Consider the following 20,243-nt stretch of genomic DNA (forward strand, 5'->3'; position numbering starts at 1 on the left):
TTATGCTATAATGACTTAGATTTAGAAAGAGGTATCGTTATGCAATATAAATTATTTAATGAATTTATTACTCTACAAGCACTTCTCAAAGAACTTAGCATTATTCCAAGTGGAGGGGCTATAAAGGCTTTCTTATCAGAAAATGATGTTTATTTTAATGGGGCTTTAGAAACACGCCGTGGTAAAAAATTGCGCCTAAACGATTGTATTACTATTCCTGAGTTGGACATTGAAATTCTCCTAATTGAACCTAGTCTTGAGGAAAAAGCTAAACATCAAGAAGAATTGGATGAAAAAGCACGCGTCGCTGCCTTGGTGAAAAAGCTCAATCAAGAAAATAAAAAGAAAGCAATTAAGAAAAAAACAACACCATCTCGAAAAAATCCAACCCAAACTCAACAGAAAAAACCTATACGCTTTCCTGGAATATAATTATGTGGATTTCATCAATCACTCTAAATAACTTTCGTAACTATAACCATTGCCAAACAGACTTCTCACCTGACCTAAATATTTTTCTCGGAAAAAATGCCCAAGGAAAAACCAACATACTTGAAGCTATTTACTTTTTATCCTTAACACGTAGCCATCGAACAAGGCAAGACAAAGAGCTTATTCACTTTCAGGAAAAACAACTGACAGTCTCTGGGACCGTAGCCAAGCAATCTGGAGAGATTCCTCTAGAAGTTACCCTAACGCAAAAAGGGCGAGTGACTAAAGTCAATCACTTAAAACAAAATAAACTGTCTGATTACATCGGAAATATGACGGTTGTTCTTTTTGCTCCTGAAGATCTGCAACTAATAAAAGGTTCTCCTGCCTTAAGAAGAAAATTTATGGATATTGATTTAGGACAAATCAAACCACTATATCTATCAGTTTTAGCCCAATATAACCATGTTCTCAAACAAAGAAATAGTTATTTAAAATCAGTTGACAACGTTGACAAGGACTTTCTTGCAGTACTTGATCAACAATTATCCTACTATGGAAGCCGTGTCATGAAACACCGACTAGAGTTTATCACGACTATTCAGCATTATGCTCGAGAACATCAATACTCCTTATCAAGCCAAACTGAGAATCTAAAAATAAATTACCTCCCCTCTTTTACATTCTCAGACACTGATCAGCTAGAAAATTTATTCTTACAAGCTTTGCAGAAACAACATCAACGAGATATTTTCAAAAAAAATACCTCAATCGGACCTCATCGAGATGATATCGATTTTTTTATTAATGACATCAATGCCAGTTTCTGTAGTCAAGGTCAACATCGTAGCCTTATTTTATCACTCAAAATGGCTGAAATTGATATTATAAAAGAAGGAACAGGAGAGTCTCCCATTCTTTTACTTGACGATGTCATGAGTGAACTTGACAATACTCGTCAATTAAAACTTCTTGAAAACATCCAAAAAAACGTTCAAACCTTTGTCACCACAACAAGTTTAGAACATTTACATCATTTACCAAGTAACTTAAAAATCTTTACAGTAACAAAAGGGGAATTGACAGAAAAAAAAGCTTGAAATCTCAAGCTTTTTTTATTGTGCTTTGACAACACCCAGTAAGACAGCTCCAACAACAAAACAAAGGATACCTATAATCGTCCATTTGACTTCTTTTTTTGTTTTTGTCTCACCTAAAAATAAAATACCACCTATGATTGAAATAATCATTCCTAATTGTGAAAAACTAAAAGCAATTGCTAATCCTGCTGTTTTTGCTGCAAGTAACATAAAAATATTCCCAATTCCCCACAGAATTCCGACAAAAGAATTTTTTAAAACAACTGGTGCAAAACTAATTTGAAAACGCATCAACAACATTGCGCCAAGGACCATCCCAATTGACATTGGAAAAACAACTGATAAGGCATCAAATTTCATAATATTGTTAAATAAAATAGCATAAGAAAGGTAGCCAATCGTTGAATAAGTCAGAGCCCTAATGCCTTTTGAAAACTCTGTCAACTGACCTTCTGTTTGACTAATTTCCTCATCGCGTTTACTTGAAAAGTAAATACCTGATAGTAAAAAAGCTAGCGCAATAAAACCTAAAATAAATTGTATCGGACGGGTCCACTCCCCAAAAATAAAAACGCCAATGAGGCTTCCAAATAATAACTGAGCTCCACTTGATAATGGGTTAGCAACAGACACGCCCATGTATTTCATTGCATGAAATTGTCCATTTTGTCCCAAAGACCATAGCATTCCTCCCAATATCCCAAATAAAAGTAGTGTCCAGTCCATTGTCGGACGAACAACAACAAACACGATACTAGCAAAAAATAAAGCTCCAAGTGTCATCCCAAATGTTTGCTGGTTAGCTGTTCCCCCAATTTTATTACTTGCAAAACCAATACTTCCCCAAGCTAACATCGGTATTAGGGCGTATAAAATCCCCTCCATCTATTTTTCTCCCTTCATTATTAGTAGCTGTAATAGTTTATCTTATTTTAATTTTTTTGGCAAGTCTCATCAAATGACTACTCAAAAATAAAGAGATGAATTGTTCAACTTGCCCATTTAAACAAATCATCTCTTTTTTATCTCTTAACCCAATAAATCTTCTAAAATGACTCCAAATTTTTCAGCATTTGAAAGATCACCTTGAGCCAAAAATCCATTTAAAGCTTTGACCACCCACTTGGCTATTCCCAGTTGATCTGATAACTCCGAATAATTGAGGCTTTCAAGAATTTCAAGCAGTAAAACTTCATCAAGAAGCTCAAAAAAAGTTGACAATAAAGCGCCATCCACCTTATGTTGAGAAAAATAAGTGACTAGAAAAGCTTGGTCATCATCAGCCAATAAAAGGTGTAAGCTGAGTTTAGAGAGGAATAATTTTGCTAGTATTTTTAAAATCCTCTCATCAGCGTCACTTTCAGAAAAACATTCATGTAAAGTAAGAAGCTGCATCAAATCTTTCTTCTCATATGCTGTTTGCAGGTCCAACAAATCCTGATTAACTGACTCCTCATCTTTTCTATCTTCCTCTGAGCTCTTACTAGCATCAAACAATAAAATAGTACCTTTCCCCACTGAACGTTGCTCAAAATCAGCCAAACTCAAATCCATAGCCGCTAAAGCAGCAATAAACTTGTCAATAGCTAATTGAGTTTCCCCATTTTCAAAACGCGAAAGTGTAGATTTTGATAAATCAGCACCCTTGGCAACCTGTGTTAACGAATAACCTTTTAGTTCTCTAAGAACTTTAAATTCTTGTCCATAATTTGTCATACTTCTATTTTATCAATAGAGTTCCGAAAACGCAACTTTGTTTACAAAAAAAAAAAAACTGTTACAGATCTTTCTCTGTAACAGTTTCTCTCTTAGTGTAAGGAATAGTTTGGAGCTTCGTTGGTAATTTGTACATCATGTGGATGACTTTCAATCAGACCTGCCCCACTCATCTCAACAAACTGAGCATGTTCATGAAGAGCAGAAAGATTAGCAGCACCTGTGTAACCCATACCTGAGCGAATACCTCCAATCAACTGGAAGACAATATCAGATACCGCACCTTTATAAGCAACACGCCCTTCAATACCTTCTGGAACAAGTTTATTGGCTTCATTCACTGCACCTTGGAAATAACGATCGCTTGACCCTTTTTTCATAGCTGCAATAGAGCCCATTCCACGATAAGACTTGTATTTACGACCTTGGAAAATCTCTGTTTCACCTGGTGCTTCATCTGTACCAGCAAACATTGAACCTAACATAACAGCATTTCCACCAGCTGCTAAAGCTTTAACAATATCTCCTGAATATTTAATCCCACCATCAGCAATGATCGTTTTTCCATACTCACGCGCAACAGCTGCCGCATCATAGATAGCCGTCACTTGAGGAACACCGACACCAGCCACGACACGTGTTGTACAAATTGAGCCAGGACCAATCCCTACTTTAACCACGTCAACACCCGCTTCATAGAGGGCACGAGCACCCTCAGCAGTTGCGATATTCCCAGCAATCAGAGTTTTATCTGGGAAAGTAGCACGAATCTCAGCGATTTTACGGAGAACACCCGCAGAGTGACCGTGTGCTGTATCAATGACAATAGCATCAGCACCTGCATTAAAGAGGGCCTCTGCACGATCAAATGTGTCAGATGTCACTCCCACGGCAGCCGCCACCAAGAGACGACCAAATTCATCTTTAGCCGCATTTGGAAATTCGATAACTTTTTCAATATCTTTGATTGTAATCAAACCTGAAAGACGACCATTATCATCCACTAAAGGTAGTTTTTCAATACGGTGTTGGTGCAAGATTCGCTCTGCTGTCGCAAGATCTGTCCCAACAGGTGCTGTCACTAGATTTTCACTGGTCATATGCTCTGAAATCAAACTATTGTAGTCTGAGATAAAGCGCATGTCACGGTTTGTGATGATACCTACCAATTTACGATTATCCATTGTCTCAACAATGGGAACACCACTAATACGGTAACGCTCCATCAATTCTTCAGCTTCAGATACTTTACTATTTGGCGTTAAGAAGAATGGATCAATAATGACACCATTTTCTGAACGCTTAACTTTACGAACTTCTTCAGCCTGGTCTGCAATGGACATATTTTTATGGATAACTCCAAGCCCACCTGCACGCGCAATGGCAATTGCCATCTTACTGTCTGTAACAGTATCCATAGCTGCTGTAATAATCGGAATATTCAGTGTCAAATTTGGAGCTAGTTTGGTTGACATGTCAACTTCATTTGGAAGAACATGACTTTCAGCCGGAATAAGTAATACATCATCAAAGGTGTAACCTTTTTTCAAAAATTTAGTGTCCCAATTTGACATTAAAAAATCCTCTTTTCTTTAGTTTAGCGTTTAACGCCTATTTTTTATTGTTACTATGATAACACTCTAACACGATTTGTCAATCATTATTACTATATCAGCTCAGAAATCATTTTAAAAATAGTTAATCCCCATAGCTGCTTTGACGTCTGACAAGGTTTGAGAGGCTGTTTCTCTAGCTTTTTGACTCCCCTTTTCAAGCATACGGTAAACCTCTCCCATATCTTTAGCAAATTCTAAACGGCGTTCACGAATAGGGGCTAACTCACGTTCCATAATCTCTAAAAGATAACGCTTGGTTTTCACATCACCTAAACCACCTCTTTGATAGTGCTCCTTCATAGCAGCGATCTCATCTTGGTCTTCTGCTCTGCCAAAAACATCTAAGTAATGAAAGACCATATTCCCCTCAATCTTACCTGGATCTTCTACTCTGATATGGTCTGGGTCAGTGTACATACTCATCACTTTTTTTCTTACTGTATCTGCATCGTCAGCAAGATAAATACCATTATTCAAAGATTTAGACATCTTAGCATTTCCATCCAAACCAGGTAGGCGACCTGCAGCTTCATTTTCAGGAAAAATTCCTTCTGGCTCCACTAAAACATCTGTTTGATAAGTATGATTAAAGCTACGCACAATCTCACGCGTTTGCTCAATCATAGGTTTTTGGTCTGTCCCTACAGGCACAAAATTTGCCTTAAAAGCTGTAATATCTGCTGCTTGAGAAATTGGATAAACTAAAAATCCTGTGGGAATTGATTCACCAAAACCTTTTTGAGCAATTTCTGTCTTAACCGTTGGGTTGCGCTCTAGACGCGCTAAAGATACCAAATTCATATAATACATCGTTAGCTCTGCCAACTCTGGAATCTGGCTTTGAATAAAAATAGTCACTTTATCTGGATCAAGACCTGCCGCAAGATAATCAAGTGCAACATTACCAATTGACTCAATGACCTTGTCTGGTGTTTTAGCATAGTCTGTGAGGGCTTGTTGGTCAGCGAGAAAAACAAACATGTCATATTTGTCTTGATTTTGTAGCAAAACACGATTTTTCAAAGAGCCAACATAGTGGCCAATGTGTAACTTTCCTGTTGGTCGATCACCTGTTAAGATAATGGGTTTCGTCATTTTTTCTCCTTTTCATTTATAACACAAAAAATCCCCACACAAAAAATTGTGTGAGGGCGTTATTTCTTGATAACACGGTACCACCTCAGTTAGTAGCTCAACTACTATCTCTATTCCTCAAAAAAGGATTGCACGATAAGGGGTGCCTACCTGAAGATTATGGTTTCTCTTCATCTTTTTTACCAGTCCATTTCAGAACAACCAAACTACTGGCTCACAACAACCGCCAGCTCTCTGAAAGCTGATTAAACCTACTTTTCTGATTAAAATTCATTCTACGCTATTTACAGATTTTTGTCAAATATCTCTCAATTCTATTTCTAACTTGACCGCACTAGTTTCATACTTCATAATAGTTTTGTTAAAAATGTTTGATAGGAGAAACAATATGCCTAAACTAAAAGATCTAAGTCTTGTCACGATAGGTTGTCTAATAGCCGCTACTGGACTAAATACTATGCTAATGGATAACAATATTGTATCAGGTGGAATCGGCGGGCTCGCTATTAGTATGAATAAATTATTTGGGTGGAATCCTGGTAATTTTGCACTCCTAGCTAATATCCCTTTACTGATCCTTTGTTATATTTTTTTAGGGCGCACTACTTTATTAAAAACACTTTATGGTGCTTGGATTTACCCTATTTTCATTAAATTAACAGAAAAGTTACCAACTCTTACGCATCAGCCCCTTCTTGCTGCCTTATTTGGTGGAGTTATATTAGGCGTGGGATTGGGACTGGTTTTTTTAGGAAATTCCTCTACAGGAGGTACAGCTATCCCCACTCAAATCATCCATAAATATAGTCCCTTATCATTAGGAGTGGTGATGACGATTGTTGATGGTTTGGTGGTTGCAACTGGTCTAGTTGCCTTTGATATAGATACTGTTCTGTATTCTATTCTCTCTCTTTTAACGATTAGTTATGTGGTTGATATTGTTACTTCTGGATTCCAATCTTCTAAAAATGTCATGATTGTCTCTCAACAACACCAGAAAATCAAAAACCATATTACGACTGATCTTGATCGAGGCGTAACGGAAATTCCTATTTTAGGAGGTTATACAGGACAAGAGAGACTCATGCTCATGACAACTATCTCTAGTCTTGAATTTCCAAAACTACAAAAAGAAATTCTTAAACTTGATGAGACCGCCTTTATTATCGTTGTCCCTGCAACACAGGTCATGGGACGCGGATTTAGCCTCACTAAACAACACCAACTCAAGGAAGATGACCTTATCCCTCCTATGTAAAACCCCAATAGCTTGAAAAAGGGGCTTTTTTCCTGTAAAATGAGAGTGACTATATATAAACGAGGTATTCACATTGCTTACAGTATCAGACGTATCGCTACGTTTTAGCGACCGTAAACTTTTTGATGATGTCAACATCAAATTTACAGCAGGAAACACCTATGGCCTTATTGGTGCTAACGGTGCAGGGAAGTCAACTTTTCTTAAAATTTTAGCAGGTGATATTGAACCCACAACTGGTCATGTCTCACTTGGACCTAACGAGCGCTTATCTGTCTTACGTCAAAATCACTTTGACTATGAGGATGAACGTGCTATTGATGTCGTTATTATGGGAAATGATGAGCTTTACAGAGTCATGAAGGAAAAAGACGACATTTACATGAAACCTGATTTCTCTGAAGAAGATGGTGTTCGTGCAGCTGAATTAGAAGGAATTTTTGCTGAACTCGGTGGCTGGGAGGCAGAAAGCGAGGCTGCGCAGCTTTTACAAAATCTAAACATCTCCGAAGATCTCCACTACCAAAATATGAGTGAGTTAACAAACGGAGATAAGGTTAAAGTCCTTTTAGCTAAAGCACTTTTTGGTAAACCTGATGTTCTCTTACTTGACGAGCCTACTAACGGTCTTGATATTCAGTCTATCAATTGGTTAGAAGATTTCTTAATCGACTTTGAAAATACCGTTATCGTTGTTTCACACGACCGTCATTTCCTCAACAAAGTTTGTACCCATATGGCTGACCTTGATTTTGGAAAAATTAAAATCTTTGTCGGAAACTATGATTTCTGGAAACAATCTAGTGAGCTTGCAGCAAAACTTCAAGCAGACCGAAATGCAAAAGCAGAAGAAAAGATCAAAGAGTTACAAGAATTTGTTGCACGTTTCTCTGCTAATGCTTCTAAATCTAAACAAGCAACTTCTCGTAAAAAAATGCTGGATAAAATTGAATTAGAAGAAATTATTCCTTCTAGCCGTAAGTATCCTTTTATTAACTTTAAAGCAGAACGCGAGATGGGAAATGACCTCCTCACTGTTGAAAATCTGAAAGTCACTATCGATGGAGAAGTCATCTTAGATAATATTAGCTTCATCCTACGTCCAGGAGACAAGACTGCCCTTATTGGACAAAACGATATCCAAACCACAGCTCTTATTCGTGCGCTTATGGGGGATATCGAATATGAAGGAACCATCAAATGGGGCGTCACCACTAGCCAGTCATACCTACCTAAAGATAATAGTCGAGACTTTGCAAGCGGGGAGTCTATCCTGGACTGGTTGCGTCAATTTGCAAGTAAAGAAGAAGACGACAACACTTTCCTTCGTGGCTTCTTAGGTCGTATGCTCTTTTCTGGTGATGAGGTTAACAAGTCTGTCAACGTCTTGTCAGGAGGAGAAAAAGTGCGCGTAATGTTATCAAAACTCATGCTTCTAAAATCAAATGTACTTGTGCTTGATGATCCGACCAACCACTTAGATTTGGAATCTATTTCAAGTCTTAACGACGGTCTAAAAGCCTTCAAAGAGTCGATTATCTTTGCCAGTCATGACCATGAATTCATTCAAACCCTAGCTAATCATATCATTGTTATTTCAAAAAATGGCGTGATTGACCGTATTGATGAAACCTATGATGAATTCTTAGAAAATGCTGAAGTTCAGGCGAAAGTTCAGGAACTTTGGAAATAAAAAGCGTCCAACGCTTTTTATTTTTACACTGATAGCCATAAGGAGACCACATGACTTTTTTTACAAAGTACCGTAATATCATTTTCTATTTAATGAGTTTTCTTTTTCCAATCCTCATTATGTTTGGAGTCCTCTTATCTTTTGATATCACCTGGGGAAGTGAGACAACTATATTAGCTAGTGATGGTTTTCATCAATATGTCATCTTTGACACTACTCTTAGAGATATTTTACATGGAAAAGATAGTCTATTTTACAGTTTTACAAGTGGACTAGGATTAAATTTTTATGCTCTCATGAGTTATTATTTGGGGAGTTTCTTTTCTCCCTTGACCTATTTTTTTGATAAATCCTCAATGCCTGATGCCGTTTATCTCTTTACTCTTCTAAAATTTGGGCTCATTGGACTCTCTAGTTACTTTAGTTTACACAAAGTTTACAATAAGCTAGAACGATCGTTTACTCTAGTCCTCTCTACGTCCCTTGCTTTAATGAGCTTTTTAACCAGTCAGCTTGAACTGAACAAGTGGTTAGATGTCTTCATTCTAATTCCACTTATTCTATTAGGATTGCATCGTCTGATTAACAAGGAAGGAACCTTACTTTACTACGCTACTTTAACCATACTGTTTATCCAAAATTACTATTTTGGATTTATGACAGCTCTATTTTTACTCCTATGGTTCTTTGCGCAGTCCTCTTGGGATTTCAAACATCGTATCAAGAGATTCTTAGATTTCTCTATTGTTTCCATCTTGTCAACCTTGTCAAGTATGGTTATGCTACTTCCTACTTATCTTGATTTAAAAACCCACGGGGAAACCTTTGATACCTTTACAAACTGGCTTTCTGAAGATGCTTGGTGGCTAGATATTTTTGCAAAAAATATGGTTGGTGCTTATGACACTACTCAATTCCATGCCCTACCCATGATAGCGGTCGGTCTTCTTCCACTGACTCTCAGCCTGATTTTCTTTTTCCTTCCATCTATTAAGTGGTCTGTCAAATTATCCTATGGCATATTACTGATTATTCTTATTGCCAGCTTTTACTTAGAGCCTCTTGATCTCTTTTGGCAAGGAATGCACGCACCAAATATGTTCCTTCACCGCTATGCTTGGGTTTTCTCTTTTATTTTGATTTACATGTCCGCAGAAACCTTGTCAAGAACAAGTCAATGGACACTGAAACTGATAACCCCTAGTTTTTTATTTTTAGCGATAGGATTTGGACTTACCTTCTTTTACTCAGACCATTATCCATTTCTAACGTCTGCCAACTTTATGCTAACAGGTAGCCTCCTATTGGCCTACTTTATCATTTTATTTAGTCTAATTAAAAATTACATTGACAGTCAGTGGTTTAAATTATTTCTCTCTTTCTTCATGATTTTAGAAGTCAGTTTAAATAGTTTCTATTACGTCAAAGGTTTATCAACTGAATGGAACTTTCCCTCTAGAGAAGGCTATACTAAAAACCTCACTGCCATTGACAGTCTTGTCAACTTTGCAAACGAAAACACATCAACCTTTTTCAGAATGGAACGACTTTTACCACAAACAGGAAATGATAGTATGAAATTTGCTTATAATGGCATTTCTCAATTTTCATCTATTCGTAATCGCGCCTCAAGTAGCCAACTAGATCGCTTAGGTTTTCGATCAGATGGAACTAATTTAAATTTACGCTATCAAAATAACACGCTTATTGCTGACAGTCTCTTTGGTATTAAGTATAATCTATCTCAAGCAAATCCAGATAAATATGGCTTTGAGCAAGTCAAAACAGTCGATGAGATGAGCCTTTATGAAAATCGTTTTTCAACACAGCTTGCCATCTTGACAAACAGCGTATATAAAGATAGCGATTTCACTATTAATACCTTAGATAATCAAACCAATCTCCTTAATAATCTAACGGGACTAAACTACAATTATTTTACACGTCTATCCTATTCACCAATCAGTCAAAATACACAACTTGGACAAAAAGTAACTGTTAAGGAGGTTAATGGAAAAACCCAAATAACCTATCTCCTTACTACACCTCAAAATAGCCAAATATATGTTAGCATGCCTAATATCACTTTTGAAAATGATGATCAAAATAATGTCCAAATCACTGTTAATCATAAAACGACTAATATGGTCACTGACAATGCCTACTCATTTTTTAATATTGGCTATAACAAAGAAGCACAAACATTAGCTGTCACCTTCCAATTTTCAGGGAATAAGGAGATAAGTTTTAATCCTCCAAATTTCTATGCTTTAAATTTAGACTATTATACCGAAGCTATCGAAAAACTGTCTACAGCACCTGTTTCAGTACAAGAAAAAGGCAATAAAGTTGTCATCAAGTATGATAGTAATAAAGACACCTCGTTATTTTTAACTCTTCCTTATGACAAAGGTTGGAAGGCCTATCAAAATAATAAAGAGATACCGATTAGAAAAGCTCAAAAAGGATTTATGGCAGTTGATATCACTAAAGGTAAAGGGGAGGTAACATTAATTTTTATTCCAGATGGTTTTAATATCGGACTACTGTGCTCACTAGCTGGACTTAGCCTTTACTTAAGCTACGCTTACTTTTATAGACCAATAAAAAAAGATTAAAATATAATAAAACTCTCTTCTTGCTAACTGATAGCTACTAAAAAATCGGATATTACTTGAAATAATGTCCGATTTTTTTCTTTTATTAACTTTTAGATGGCAGGAGAAACTAATTCCCTTAATCAAAAAAACCTTATTACTAAGGTTAAGGTTTCTTTGATGTCTTATCACTCCGGCAGCAGGACTCGAACCTGCGACATCATGATTAACAGTCATGCGCTACTACCAACTGAGCTATGCCGGAAATTATAGTCCGTACGGGATTCGAACCCGTGTTACCGCCGTGAAAAGGCGGTGTCTTAACCCCTTGACCAACGGACCAATTTTAGGGATAACAAATAACTTATAAGCTATTATACCATAACATTTGTTTTTGTCTAGCTCTCTTATACTTTTTCTCGTAATATTTTCTTATTGACAAAAACTCCTTATTTTTGATAGAATGGAGGAGTTGATAAAGTGGTTCCATAGCTCAGCTGGATAGAGCATTCGCCTTCTAAGCGAACGGTCGCAGGTTCGAATCCTGCTGGAATCAAAAAAACCTCATCAATTTTGATGAGGTTTTTCTGTTGCCAGTAACCAGTTGATTAACACTAATGGTAAAATAACCAAATACAGAGCATACTCTTGCCAATAATCACTAGTCACCTTGGCTAAAAAAACACCAATCATAAAACTAATCAAAATCCAAACGGTATATAATGATTTCTTTAACAATTGATGGTCTTTTTCTGCAAGGGCTTTTGTTAACATCCAGGCAACATTTTTCATATTCCCTGTCATCATAACATTAGCATAAGCCACTCCCCTAATTTTTTTAAAAGTATCAAGCTGAATGGAGGCAAAAAACGCCAAACCTGCCAGAGTAACATTTGAAGACACAATAGGACTGCTAAATGCAATCAATAACATCAAAATTAATAGAAAAAAACTTCCTAAGAAATGCCAATGATAGCCTTTTTTTTGTGCCCAACGTCTTCCAAAATACACAAAAGACTGTCCTAAAATAAAAAATAAAATAGGTAAGATATAACTAAAACTTTCAGCGTACTTTCCTTCAGCTAAACGAATCATCATATAAATCAAATTACCAGTTTGCACTCCCGCAAATCTTCCTTCTTGTGTTGCAAAAGTGAAACTATTAACAAAACCGCTGATAAATGTGACTAGGGTAGCCACCCTTATCCCTTCAAACATTCGATGAGTATTAGTCGAATTCATACTATTTCCTTTTGTCTAATATTTGCAACTATTTATGATAAGGACTACCTTGTTGAATCATAAAGGAACGATAAATTTGTTCAATTAACACTAGCTTCATCAACTGATGAGGGAGGGTCATCCGCCCAAAGCTCACTTGCAAATGGGCACAATCTTTCACTCTTTGATCCAATCCTAAACTCCCCCCTATAATAAAAGTTAACGTAGAATACCCTTGAACTGTCGCAGCTAACAACTTTTGACTCAACTCTTTTGAATCGAGCTCTTTTCCTTCAATAGCTAAAACAATAATATAATCTCGTTCTCCAATTTTATCTAAGATACGAGCACCCTCTTTACTTAATATCTGTTGCTTTTCTGCATCGGAAGCTGTATCTGATATTTTTTCATCTGGTAGCTCAATCTGCTCTAGTTTAGTGAAGCGACTCAAACGTTTGGCATACTCCGCTATTCCTAATTTTAAATATTTTTCTTTTAAACGTCCTACTGTGATAAGTTTTACTTTCATACGTTTTATTGTAACATATCCACATTAACTTTAACAGGTTATCCACAAAAAAATCTGAATTGTCCCTCTAAAACCTTGATATTTCCGTATTTTTTTGAGATAATCTTTCTTATCCACAACTTGTGGATAACTTTTTGTAAACAGTTTAAGCTTCCCTTAAGTTTTAGGGCGTATGCTTACTAAAAAATAGTGGAGGATATCTCATGAAATTGAACCCCTTAAAAAAAGGACAAGGAAAATTTTTACTCAGTTTAGTTGCTGCTGGTGGATGTGGCGCGTTCTTAGCGGTAGCTATTTTAAATGGTACACAATCTAGTAGTCTTGCTAATCAAGTCACAACTAGTAAGGTGACCTATAATACTGAAACCTCTACAACTGAAGCCGTAAAAAAAGTACAGAATGCTGTCGTCTCAGTGATTAGCTATCAAACAAATACCAACACGAGTGAACTTGACTCTCTATATAGTCAAATTTTTGGACAGGAAAATTCCAAATCTAATAGTGATCAACAAGAAGCTGATATTTCAAGCGAGGGGTCCGGAGTCATTTATAAAAAATCAGGCAATGAAGCCTATATTGTAACCAATAACCATGTTATTAGCGGAGCTGAAAAAATCGAAATCATGCTGTCTGACGGTAGCAAAGTAGTGGGCCAACTAGTAGGAGCTGACACCTACTCAGATCTAGCAGTTGTTAAAATTAGCTCAGATAAGGTCACAAGTACTGCAGAGTTTGCTGACTCTGATAAACTGAATGTTGGAGAACCAGCTATTGCTATTGGAAGTCCTCTAGGAAGTGAGTATGCCAATTCTGTTACCGAAGGGATTGTTTCTAGTCTAAGCCGTACTGTTACTTCTCAAAACGAAGACGGAGAAACGATTTCAACCAATGCCATTCAAACAGATGCTGCCATCAACCCTGGTAATTCAGGTGGCCCTCTCATCAATATTAAAGGACAGGTCATTGGGATAAACTCTAGTAAAATCTCTGCGAGCGGTTCCCTAACAGATAGTGTTTCTGTAGAAGGGATGGGCTTTGCTATTCCCTCTAACGATGTCGTCTCTATTATTAATCAACTGGAGCAAAATGGTAGTGTAGAGCGTCCAGCTTTAGGAATTACCATGTTAGATCTCAGTCAACTATCAACAACTTATCTTGAAAAATTATCTCTTCCAGGAGAGATTACTACTGGTGTTGTAGTGGTTAATACTCAAGACAATATGCCTGCTAGTGGGAAATTAGAAGCAAATGATGTTATTGTTTCTATTGACGGGGAAGAAGTAACTAGTATAAGTGATCTTCAAAGTATTCTATATAAGCATAACATTGGTGATGAACTAGAGATTACTTACTATAGAGGACAAGAGAAAAAGACAGCCAAAATTCAACTGGAAAAATCAACAAAAGATTTACAAACAACAAACAGCAGTAACTAAACATTAGACCGGTACATTTTAACAATAGTCTATCGCCTAACAAGCACAGACTATATTGACCTGGAGTGGTTTACCTCATTTGATCAATAGGATAAACCACTCTATTTTTGCAGATATAAATGACTATAAGGAGAACTTAAATATGGAGGAATTTCAGTCTATTCTGATAACAGATATTCTCCCGAATCCCTATCAACCAAGAAGAGAATTTGATGCTATTGAACTTGAAGAACTTACTGACTCAATCAAAGAAAATGGCATTATCCAGCCAATAATTGTTAGAAAATCTGAAATTTATGGATTTGAATTAATTGCTGGAGAACGTCGATTACGAGCTTCTGCATTAGCTGGCTTAACTTATATTCCAGCTATCATCAAAAATATTACATCTCAGGAAAGTCAACAACAAGCTATCGTCGAAAATCTGCAACGATCTAATTTAAATCCCATCGAAGAGGCGAAAGCCTATTTGCAACTAAAAAATTCTGGTCTAACCCATGATGACATTGCTAAACAAATGGGGAAATCACGTCCTTATATTTCAAATAGCTTACGTTTAATGAAGCTCCCCCCAGCTATCCAAAAAGCTTTGGAAAATAAAAGCATTAGCCCTGGGCATGCACGTCTTCTCATTAAACTTGACCCTAAACAGCAGGCTGAGCTATTTGAACAAATTCAAAAACAAGGGTGGAGTGTTAGAGACTTAGAAAAACAGCTAAAAAAACAAAAAAATACAACTCCCAAAAATAAAAATACTGACCCGCATCTCAATCACTGGGAAGAAGAATTAAAAAAAGAACTTGGATTAACCGTACAGATTAAAGCCAAAAGTAATCAGAAGGGAAAAATTATATTATCCTACCATAACTTCGAAGAATTCAACAGAATTATTAACAAGTTAAAATAACTTGTGCGTAAGAAAAAATCACTGACAAACTTATACACAGGTATTCATTCAAAAGTTTACTGTAATAACAATGTTTTTACGTTATCCACATTTTGTGGATAACTTTTTTTAACACTGTGGATTTTATTGAAATACTTGTGGAAAACTATCTGGCTTTATGATACAATAAGTTATCAACAATTCTTCACAGGAGTTTACTATGACAGAAAATGAACGCATTTTTTGGAATAGGGTTCTTGAATTAGCCGAAAGCAGATTAACACGTGGTGCTTTTGAGTACTATTTAACAGATATTAATCTTCATAGTATTGAAGATCAAATAGCCATTATTGTCATTCCAGATAGTGATAGGAGGCTCTTCCTTGAAAAAAATCTAAGTGACATTATATTAACGGCTGGTTTTGAAGTTTTCGATTTAAAAATCACTGACCACTATGTCCTAAAAAATGAACTTCCAGAAACAAAAAAAGATGAGGCGCTTCCTTCTGCAAATCTTGCTAAACCAGCCGTAGCTGATGTCGAATCTAATCTCAAAAGCCAATACACTTTTGATAATTTTATTCGAGGAAAAGGAAATGAATGGGCTTTAAGTGCCTCCATCGCAGTCGCACAAGACCCAGGTGGAACCTACAATCCACTATTTATCTATGGTGGACCTGGTTTAGGAAAAACCCATCTACTCAATGCTATTGGGAACACGATCTTAGAAAATAATCCCAACACGCGCTTAAAATACATCACTGCTGAAGACTTTTTGAATGAATTCACGAGACATATGCGACAAAATGAGGGGAAAGGCTTCCAAGAAAAATTTCGAACATTAGACCTTTTACTCATCGATGATATCCAATTCCTGGCAAGGCGCAATCTCTCAGGAACCCAAGAGGAGTTCTTCCATACTTTTGATGCTCTACATAAAGCCAACAAGCAGATTGTTCTAACCAGTGATCGTACACCTGATGAACTAAAAGACTTACAAGATCGTATCATCACGCGCTTTAGTTGGGGGTTAACTATTGATATTACCCCTCCAGATTTTGAAACAAGGGTTGCCATTTTAATTGATAAAGTTAAAGAATACCCTTACGAATTCCCAATTGAGACGATTAAATATTTAGCGACACAATTTCACTCCAATGTCCGAGAATTGGAAGGCGCACTCAAAGATATTAATTTAGTTGCAAATGTGAAACAGTTGGATCTTATCTCCATTGATACCGTTTCAGAAGCGATTCGAGCTCGAAAAAATGATCGAGCTAAAACCAGCTCTATATCTATAGAAGCGATTCAAGAAGAAGTCGGAAAATTTTATAGCGTTACCGTCCGTGAAATCAAAGCAACTAAGCGAAATCAAGATATTGTTCTAGCTAGACAAGTAGCCATGTTCCTATCTCGCGAACTAACAGATAGTAGCCTTCCTAAAATCGGTAAAGCATTCGGAGGAAGAGACCACTCTACAGTTCTTCATGCTTATAATAAAATCAAAAACATGATTGAAAAAGATGATGGTCTGCGTTTAGAAATTGAAAATTTGAAAAATAAAATTCTCTGATGTGGACAGTTATTCACACTTATCCACAACCTGTGCACAACTTCTAAGCTAGAAGTGGCCTTTCCTTTTCTTATTTTTCCACAGTTTCCACAAGACCTACTATTACTACTATTACTATACTAATTTATAAAGGATTTCCACATGATTCAATTTTCTATCAATAAAAATCTATTTCTTCAAGCCTTAAATGCGACCAAACGTGCCATTAGTAGCAAAAATGCAATTCCTATCTTATCTACAATCAAAATTGAAGTAAACCCTAATGGGATTACCTTAACAGGCTCAAATGGACAAATTTCTATTGAAAACTTTATTTCAACCTCTAATCAAAATGCAGGCCTATTAATCACCTCTGTCGGAAGTATCTTATTAGAGGCAAGTTTTTTCATTAACATTGTTTCAAGTTTGCCAGATGTTAATATTGATTTTAAAGAAATAGAACAACAACAAATTGTTTTAACAAGTGGTAAATCAGAAATTACCCTAAAAGGAAAAGATGTTGAACATTATCCCCGTATTCAAGAAGTTGCTGCTTCCAAACCTTTGGTATTAGAAACAAAATTATTAAAAAGTTTAATTTCAGAAACGGCTTTTGCTGCTAGTACCCAAGAAAGTCGTCCTATTTTGACAGGGGTTCATCTTGTCTTAAGCCAAAATAAAGAATTTAAAGCAGTTGCAACAGACTCGCATCGTATGAGCCAGCGCAAATTGACTTTAGATAAAATGACAGATGATTTTGATGTTGTCATTCCAAGTAAATCTCTTCGTGAATTTTCTGCTGTTTTTACGGATGATATTGAAAGTGTCGAGGTATTTTTATCAAATAATCAAATGTTGTTTAGAAGTGAAAATATTAGTTTTTACACTCGTCTTCTTGAAGGGAATTATCCAGATACTGATCGTCTTTTGATGAATCAATTTGAAACAGAGATTATTTTTAAAACTCAAGCTCTTCGTCAAGCGATGGAACGTGCTTACTTAATTTCAAATGCGACTCAAAATGGTACCGTCAAGTTAGAGATTAACTCAGGGCTTGTTAGCGCCCATGTTAACTCACCAGAAGTTGGAAAGGTAAACGAAGAAATTGATACCGAGCATCTTGTTGGAGAAGATCTCTTTATTAGCTTTAATCCAACTTACTTGATTGAAGCTCTCAAGGCTTTAAAGAGTGATACGGTCCGTGTCCAATTTGTTTCACCAGTTCGTCCTTTTACCTTAACGCCAGGAGATGATAGCGAAAACTTTATTCAATTGATTACACCAGTCCGTACGAATTAAGATAAGTTTAAGTCTCATACTTTATACTATGAGCATCCTAAAACTTTTCTTTTTCATAAATCTCCTAAATGCCCAGCTTTCTGACTGGGTATTTTTTTGATATAATGACAAAAAAGAGATAAGGAGTGGAGTATGTACCAAGTGGGATCCTTTGTTGAGATGAAAAAGCCCCATGCCTGTGTGATCAAATCAACTGGTAAGAAGGCTAATAAATGGGAGGTTATCCGTCTAGGAGCGGATATCAAAATTCGCTGTACCAATTGTGACCATGTGGTGATGATGAGTCGATATGATTTTGAGAGGAAGATGAAGAAGGTTCTGCCAAGCGAAGTCTAGTTGTAAGCGGTTAGCTCGACAAATTCGAGCTTTATGCATAGCTAGTAACCTGTCCCAAGTTGAGTTGGTAGAAGCAATTTTATATTTTCTATAATCTTGTCTCCAAGTGGAAAATGATGCTTTTGAATACTTGAACGAAGCATACAAGCAACCAGTTGAAAATAGAGAAATTTTTCTGTCTATCCTCTATATGATCATTTAGCTTCTCAGAGTTTGGATTTTGCAATGGGGATAAAATAATTTTCAGAGTCCTGTCATTTGGCAGGATTTTTATCTACTTTTCTGCTATAATAGTCATGATTGAATTTTTAATTGGAGAGTAAGAAAATATGGCTTTAACAGCAGGAATCGTAGGTTTACCAAACGTTGGTAAGTCAACCCTATTTAATGCAATTACAAAGGCAGGTGCAGAAGCTGCCAACTATCCATTTGCTACTATTGATCCAAACGTTGGCATGGTAGAAGTACCTGATGAGCGTTTGCAGAAATTGACCGAACTCATCACTCCTAAAAAGACAGTGCCAACGACTTTTGAATTTACTGATATTGCTGGTATCGTAAAAGGTGCTTCAAAAGGTGAAGGACTTGGAAATAAATTCTTGGCCAATATTCGCGAGGTTGATGCGATTGTTCATGTAGTTCGTGCTTTTGACGATGAGAATGTCATGCGGGAGCAAGGTCGTGAGGATGCTTTTGTAGATCCTTTGGCAGATATTGATACCATCAATCTTGAGTTGATTTTAGCCGATCTTGATTCTGTCAATAAACGCTATGCGCGTGTAGAAAAAATGGCTCGTACGCAAAAAGATAAGGAATCTGTTGAAGAGTTTAATGTTCTTCAAAAAATTAAGCCAGTTCTTGAAGATGGGAAGTCAGCACGAACAATCGACTTCACTCCAGAAGAAGAAAAAGTTGTAAAGGGGCTTTTCCTCTTGACGACTAAACCAGTCCTCTATGTTGCAAATGTCGATGAAGATAAAGTAGCTTCGCCAGATGATATCGACTATGTTCAACAAATTCGTGACTTTGCAGCAACAGAAAATGCAGAAGTAGTGGTCATTTCTGCGCGTGCTGAAGAAGAAATTTCAGAGTTAGATGAAGAAGATAAACAAGAATTTCTAGAAGCAATCGGTTTAGCAGAATCTGGCGTAGATAAATTGACACGTGCAGCCTATCATCTCCTTGGACTTGGTACCTACTTTACAGCAGGAGAAAAAGAAGTCCGTGCTTGGACCTTTAAACGCGGTATCAAGGCACCACAAGCAGCTGGTATTATTCACTCTGATTTTGAGCGTGGCTTTATTCGTGCGGTAACGATGTCTTATGATGATTTAATCAAGTATGGCAGTGAAAAAGCGGTTAAAGAAGCTGGACGACTTCGTGAAGAAGGAAAGGAATACGTTGTTCAGGATGGAGACATCATGGAATTCCGCTTTAATGTGTAAGATGAAAATTGGTTGGAAAGTATTTTCCAGCC

Annotated in this window: 17 protein-coding genes, 3 tRNA genes and 1 other annotated feature; of the genes, 12 read left to right on the forward strand and 8 right to left on the reverse strand. The window is 36.6% G+C overall.

Features of this window, described 5'->3' with window-relative positions; all coding sequences use genetic code 11:
- The first annotated feature begins 39 nt into the window (after positions 1-39).
- Both yaaA and recF read left to right on the forward strand, forming a co-directional pair.
- A complete protein-coding gene (gene yaaA / locus ACVRWY_RS00990) occupies positions 40-432 on the forward strand; it encodes a S4 domain-containing protein YaaA (protein ID WP_354367126.1) in 393 nt (130 codons plus the stop codon).
- A 2-nt stretch (positions 433-434) separates the two neighbouring features.
- A complete protein-coding gene (gene recF / locus ACVRWY_RS00995) occupies positions 435-1,532 on the forward strand; it encodes a DNA replication/repair protein RecF (protein WP_354367125.1) in 1,098 nt (365 codons plus the stop codon).
- 15 nt (positions 1,533-1,547) lie between these two features.
- Here the strand turns inward: recF and ACVRWY_RS01000 are convergent, their stop codons facing one another.
- The 4 genes from ACVRWY_RS01000 to trpS form a co-directional block, all read right to left on the reverse strand.
- The gene (locus ACVRWY_RS01000) at positions 1,548-2,417 is read right to left on the reverse strand and encodes a GRP family sugar transporter (protein WP_354367124.1); all 870 of its coding nucleotides are present in this window, start codon (positions 2,415-2,417) and stop codon (positions 1,548-1,550) included.
- A gap of 144 nt (positions 2,418-2,561) precedes the next feature.
- Complete coding sequence (locus ACVRWY_RS01005; protein WP_354367122.1) at positions 2,562-3,248, reverse strand: helix-turn-helix domain-containing protein; 687 nt, start codon at positions 3,246-3,248, stop codon at positions 2,562-2,564.
- Between the two features lie 92 nt (positions 3,249-3,340).
- A complete protein-coding gene (gene guaB, locus ACVRWY_RS01010; protein WP_276761371.1) occupies positions 3,341-4,822 on the reverse strand; it encodes an IMP dehydrogenase in 1,482 nt (493 codons plus the stop codon).
- Between the two features lie 114 nt (positions 4,823-4,936).
- A complete protein-coding gene (trpS, locus tag ACVRWY_RS01015; protein ID WP_354367120.1) occupies positions 4,937-5,959 on the reverse strand; it encodes a tryptophan--tRNA ligase in 1,023 nt (340 codons plus the stop codon).
- 49 nt (positions 5,960-6,008) lie between these two features.
- Positions 6,009-6,233, reverse strand: a binding site (T-box leader).
- Between the two features lie 114 nt (positions 6,234-6,347).
- Between trpS and ACVRWY_RS01020 the strand changes: the two genes are divergently transcribed.
- The 3 genes from ACVRWY_RS01020 (at position 6,348) to ACVRWY_RS01030 (ending at position 11,528) form a co-directional block, all read left to right on the forward strand.
- The gene (locus tag ACVRWY_RS01020) at positions 6,348-7,217 is read left to right on the forward strand and encodes a YitT family protein (RefSeq protein ID WP_354367118.1); all 870 of its coding nucleotides are present in this window, start codon (positions 6,348-6,350) and stop codon (positions 7,215-7,217) included.
- A gap of 73 nt (positions 7,218-7,290) precedes the next feature.
- Positions 7,291-8,910 (forward strand): ATP-binding cassette domain-containing protein, encoded by a 1,620-nt coding sequence (locus ACVRWY_RS01025; protein WP_276761379.1) that lies wholly within the window; start codon positions 7,291-7,293, stop codon positions 8,908-8,910.
- Positions 8,911-8,960: 50 nt separating this feature from the next.
- Entirely contained in the window at positions 8,961-11,528 is a 2,568-nt protein-coding gene (locus tag ACVRWY_RS01030; protein WP_354367115.1) for a YfhO family protein, read from the forward strand.
- 170 nt (positions 11,529-11,698) lie between these two features.
- On the opposite strand, the gene ACVRWY_RS01035 is transcribed toward ACVRWY_RS01030, so the two are convergent.
- Positions 11,699-11,772, reverse strand: a tRNA-Asn gene (locus ACVRWY_RS01035).
- Positions 11,773-11,777: 5 nt separating this feature from the next.
- Positions 11,778-11,849 (reverse strand) — tRNA-Glu (locus ACVRWY_RS01040).
- A gap of 140 nt (positions 11,850-11,989) precedes the next feature.
- Between ACVRWY_RS01040 and ACVRWY_RS01045 the strand changes: the two genes are divergently transcribed.
- Positions 11,990-12,063 (forward strand) — tRNA-Arg (locus tag ACVRWY_RS01045).
- Between the two features lie 11 nt (positions 12,064-12,074).
- On the opposite strand, the gene ACVRWY_RS01050 is transcribed toward ACVRWY_RS01045, so the two are convergent.
- Positions 12,075-12,749, reverse strand: coding sequence for a YoaK family protein (locus ACVRWY_RS01050; protein ID WP_354367113.1), 675 nt, complete (start codon positions 12,747-12,749; stop codon positions 12,075-12,077).
- 28 nt (positions 12,750-12,777) lie between these two features.
- Complete coding sequence (gene rlmH / locus ACVRWY_RS01055) at positions 12,778-13,257, reverse strand: 23S rRNA (pseudouridine(1915)-N(3))-methyltransferase RlmH (protein WP_354367111.1); 480 nt, start codon at positions 13,255-13,257, stop codon at positions 12,778-12,780.
- A gap of 203 nt (positions 13,258-13,460) precedes the next feature.
- On the opposite strand from rlmH, the gene ACVRWY_RS01060 reads away from it, so the two are divergent.
- From ACVRWY_RS01060 to ychF, 6 genes are all read left to right on the forward strand, one after another.
- On the forward strand, positions 13,461-14,693 hold the full coding sequence (locus ACVRWY_RS01060) for a S1C family serine protease (RefSeq protein WP_354367109.1): 1,233 nt from the start codon (positions 13,461-13,463) through the stop codon (positions 14,691-14,693).
- 115 nt (positions 14,694-14,808) lie between these two features.
- Positions 14,809-15,600: a ParB/RepB/Spo0J family partition protein gene (locus ACVRWY_RS01065; RefSeq protein WP_522732348.1), complete on the forward strand. Its 792-nt coding sequence runs from the start codon at positions 14,809-14,811 to the stop codon at positions 15,598-15,600.
- 199 nt (positions 15,601-15,799) lie between these two features.
- Complete coding sequence (gene dnaA, locus ACVRWY_RS01070) at positions 15,800-17,152, forward strand: chromosomal replication initiator protein DnaA (RefSeq protein WP_354367105.1); 1,353 nt, start codon at positions 15,800-15,802, stop codon at positions 17,150-17,152.
- A 141-nt stretch (positions 17,153-17,293) separates the two neighbouring features.
- Complete coding sequence (gene dnaN, locus ACVRWY_RS01075) at positions 17,294-18,430, forward strand: DNA polymerase III subunit beta (protein WP_354367103.1); 1,137 nt, start codon at positions 17,294-17,296, stop codon at positions 18,428-18,430.
- A 132-nt stretch (positions 18,431-18,562) separates the two neighbouring features.
- On the forward strand, positions 18,563-18,766 hold the full coding sequence (locus ACVRWY_RS01080) for a DUF951 domain-containing protein (protein WP_354367101.1): 204 nt from the start codon (positions 18,563-18,565) through the stop codon (positions 18,764-18,766).
- Positions 18,767-19,095: 329 nt separating this feature from the next.
- A complete protein-coding gene (gene ychF / locus ACVRWY_RS01085; RefSeq protein WP_354367099.1) occupies positions 19,096-20,211 on the forward strand; it encodes a redox-regulated ATPase YchF in 1,116 nt (371 codons plus the stop codon).
- Positions 20,212-20,243: the final 32 nt, after the last annotated feature.

Source organism: Streptococcus porcorum (genome assembly GCF_053203725.1).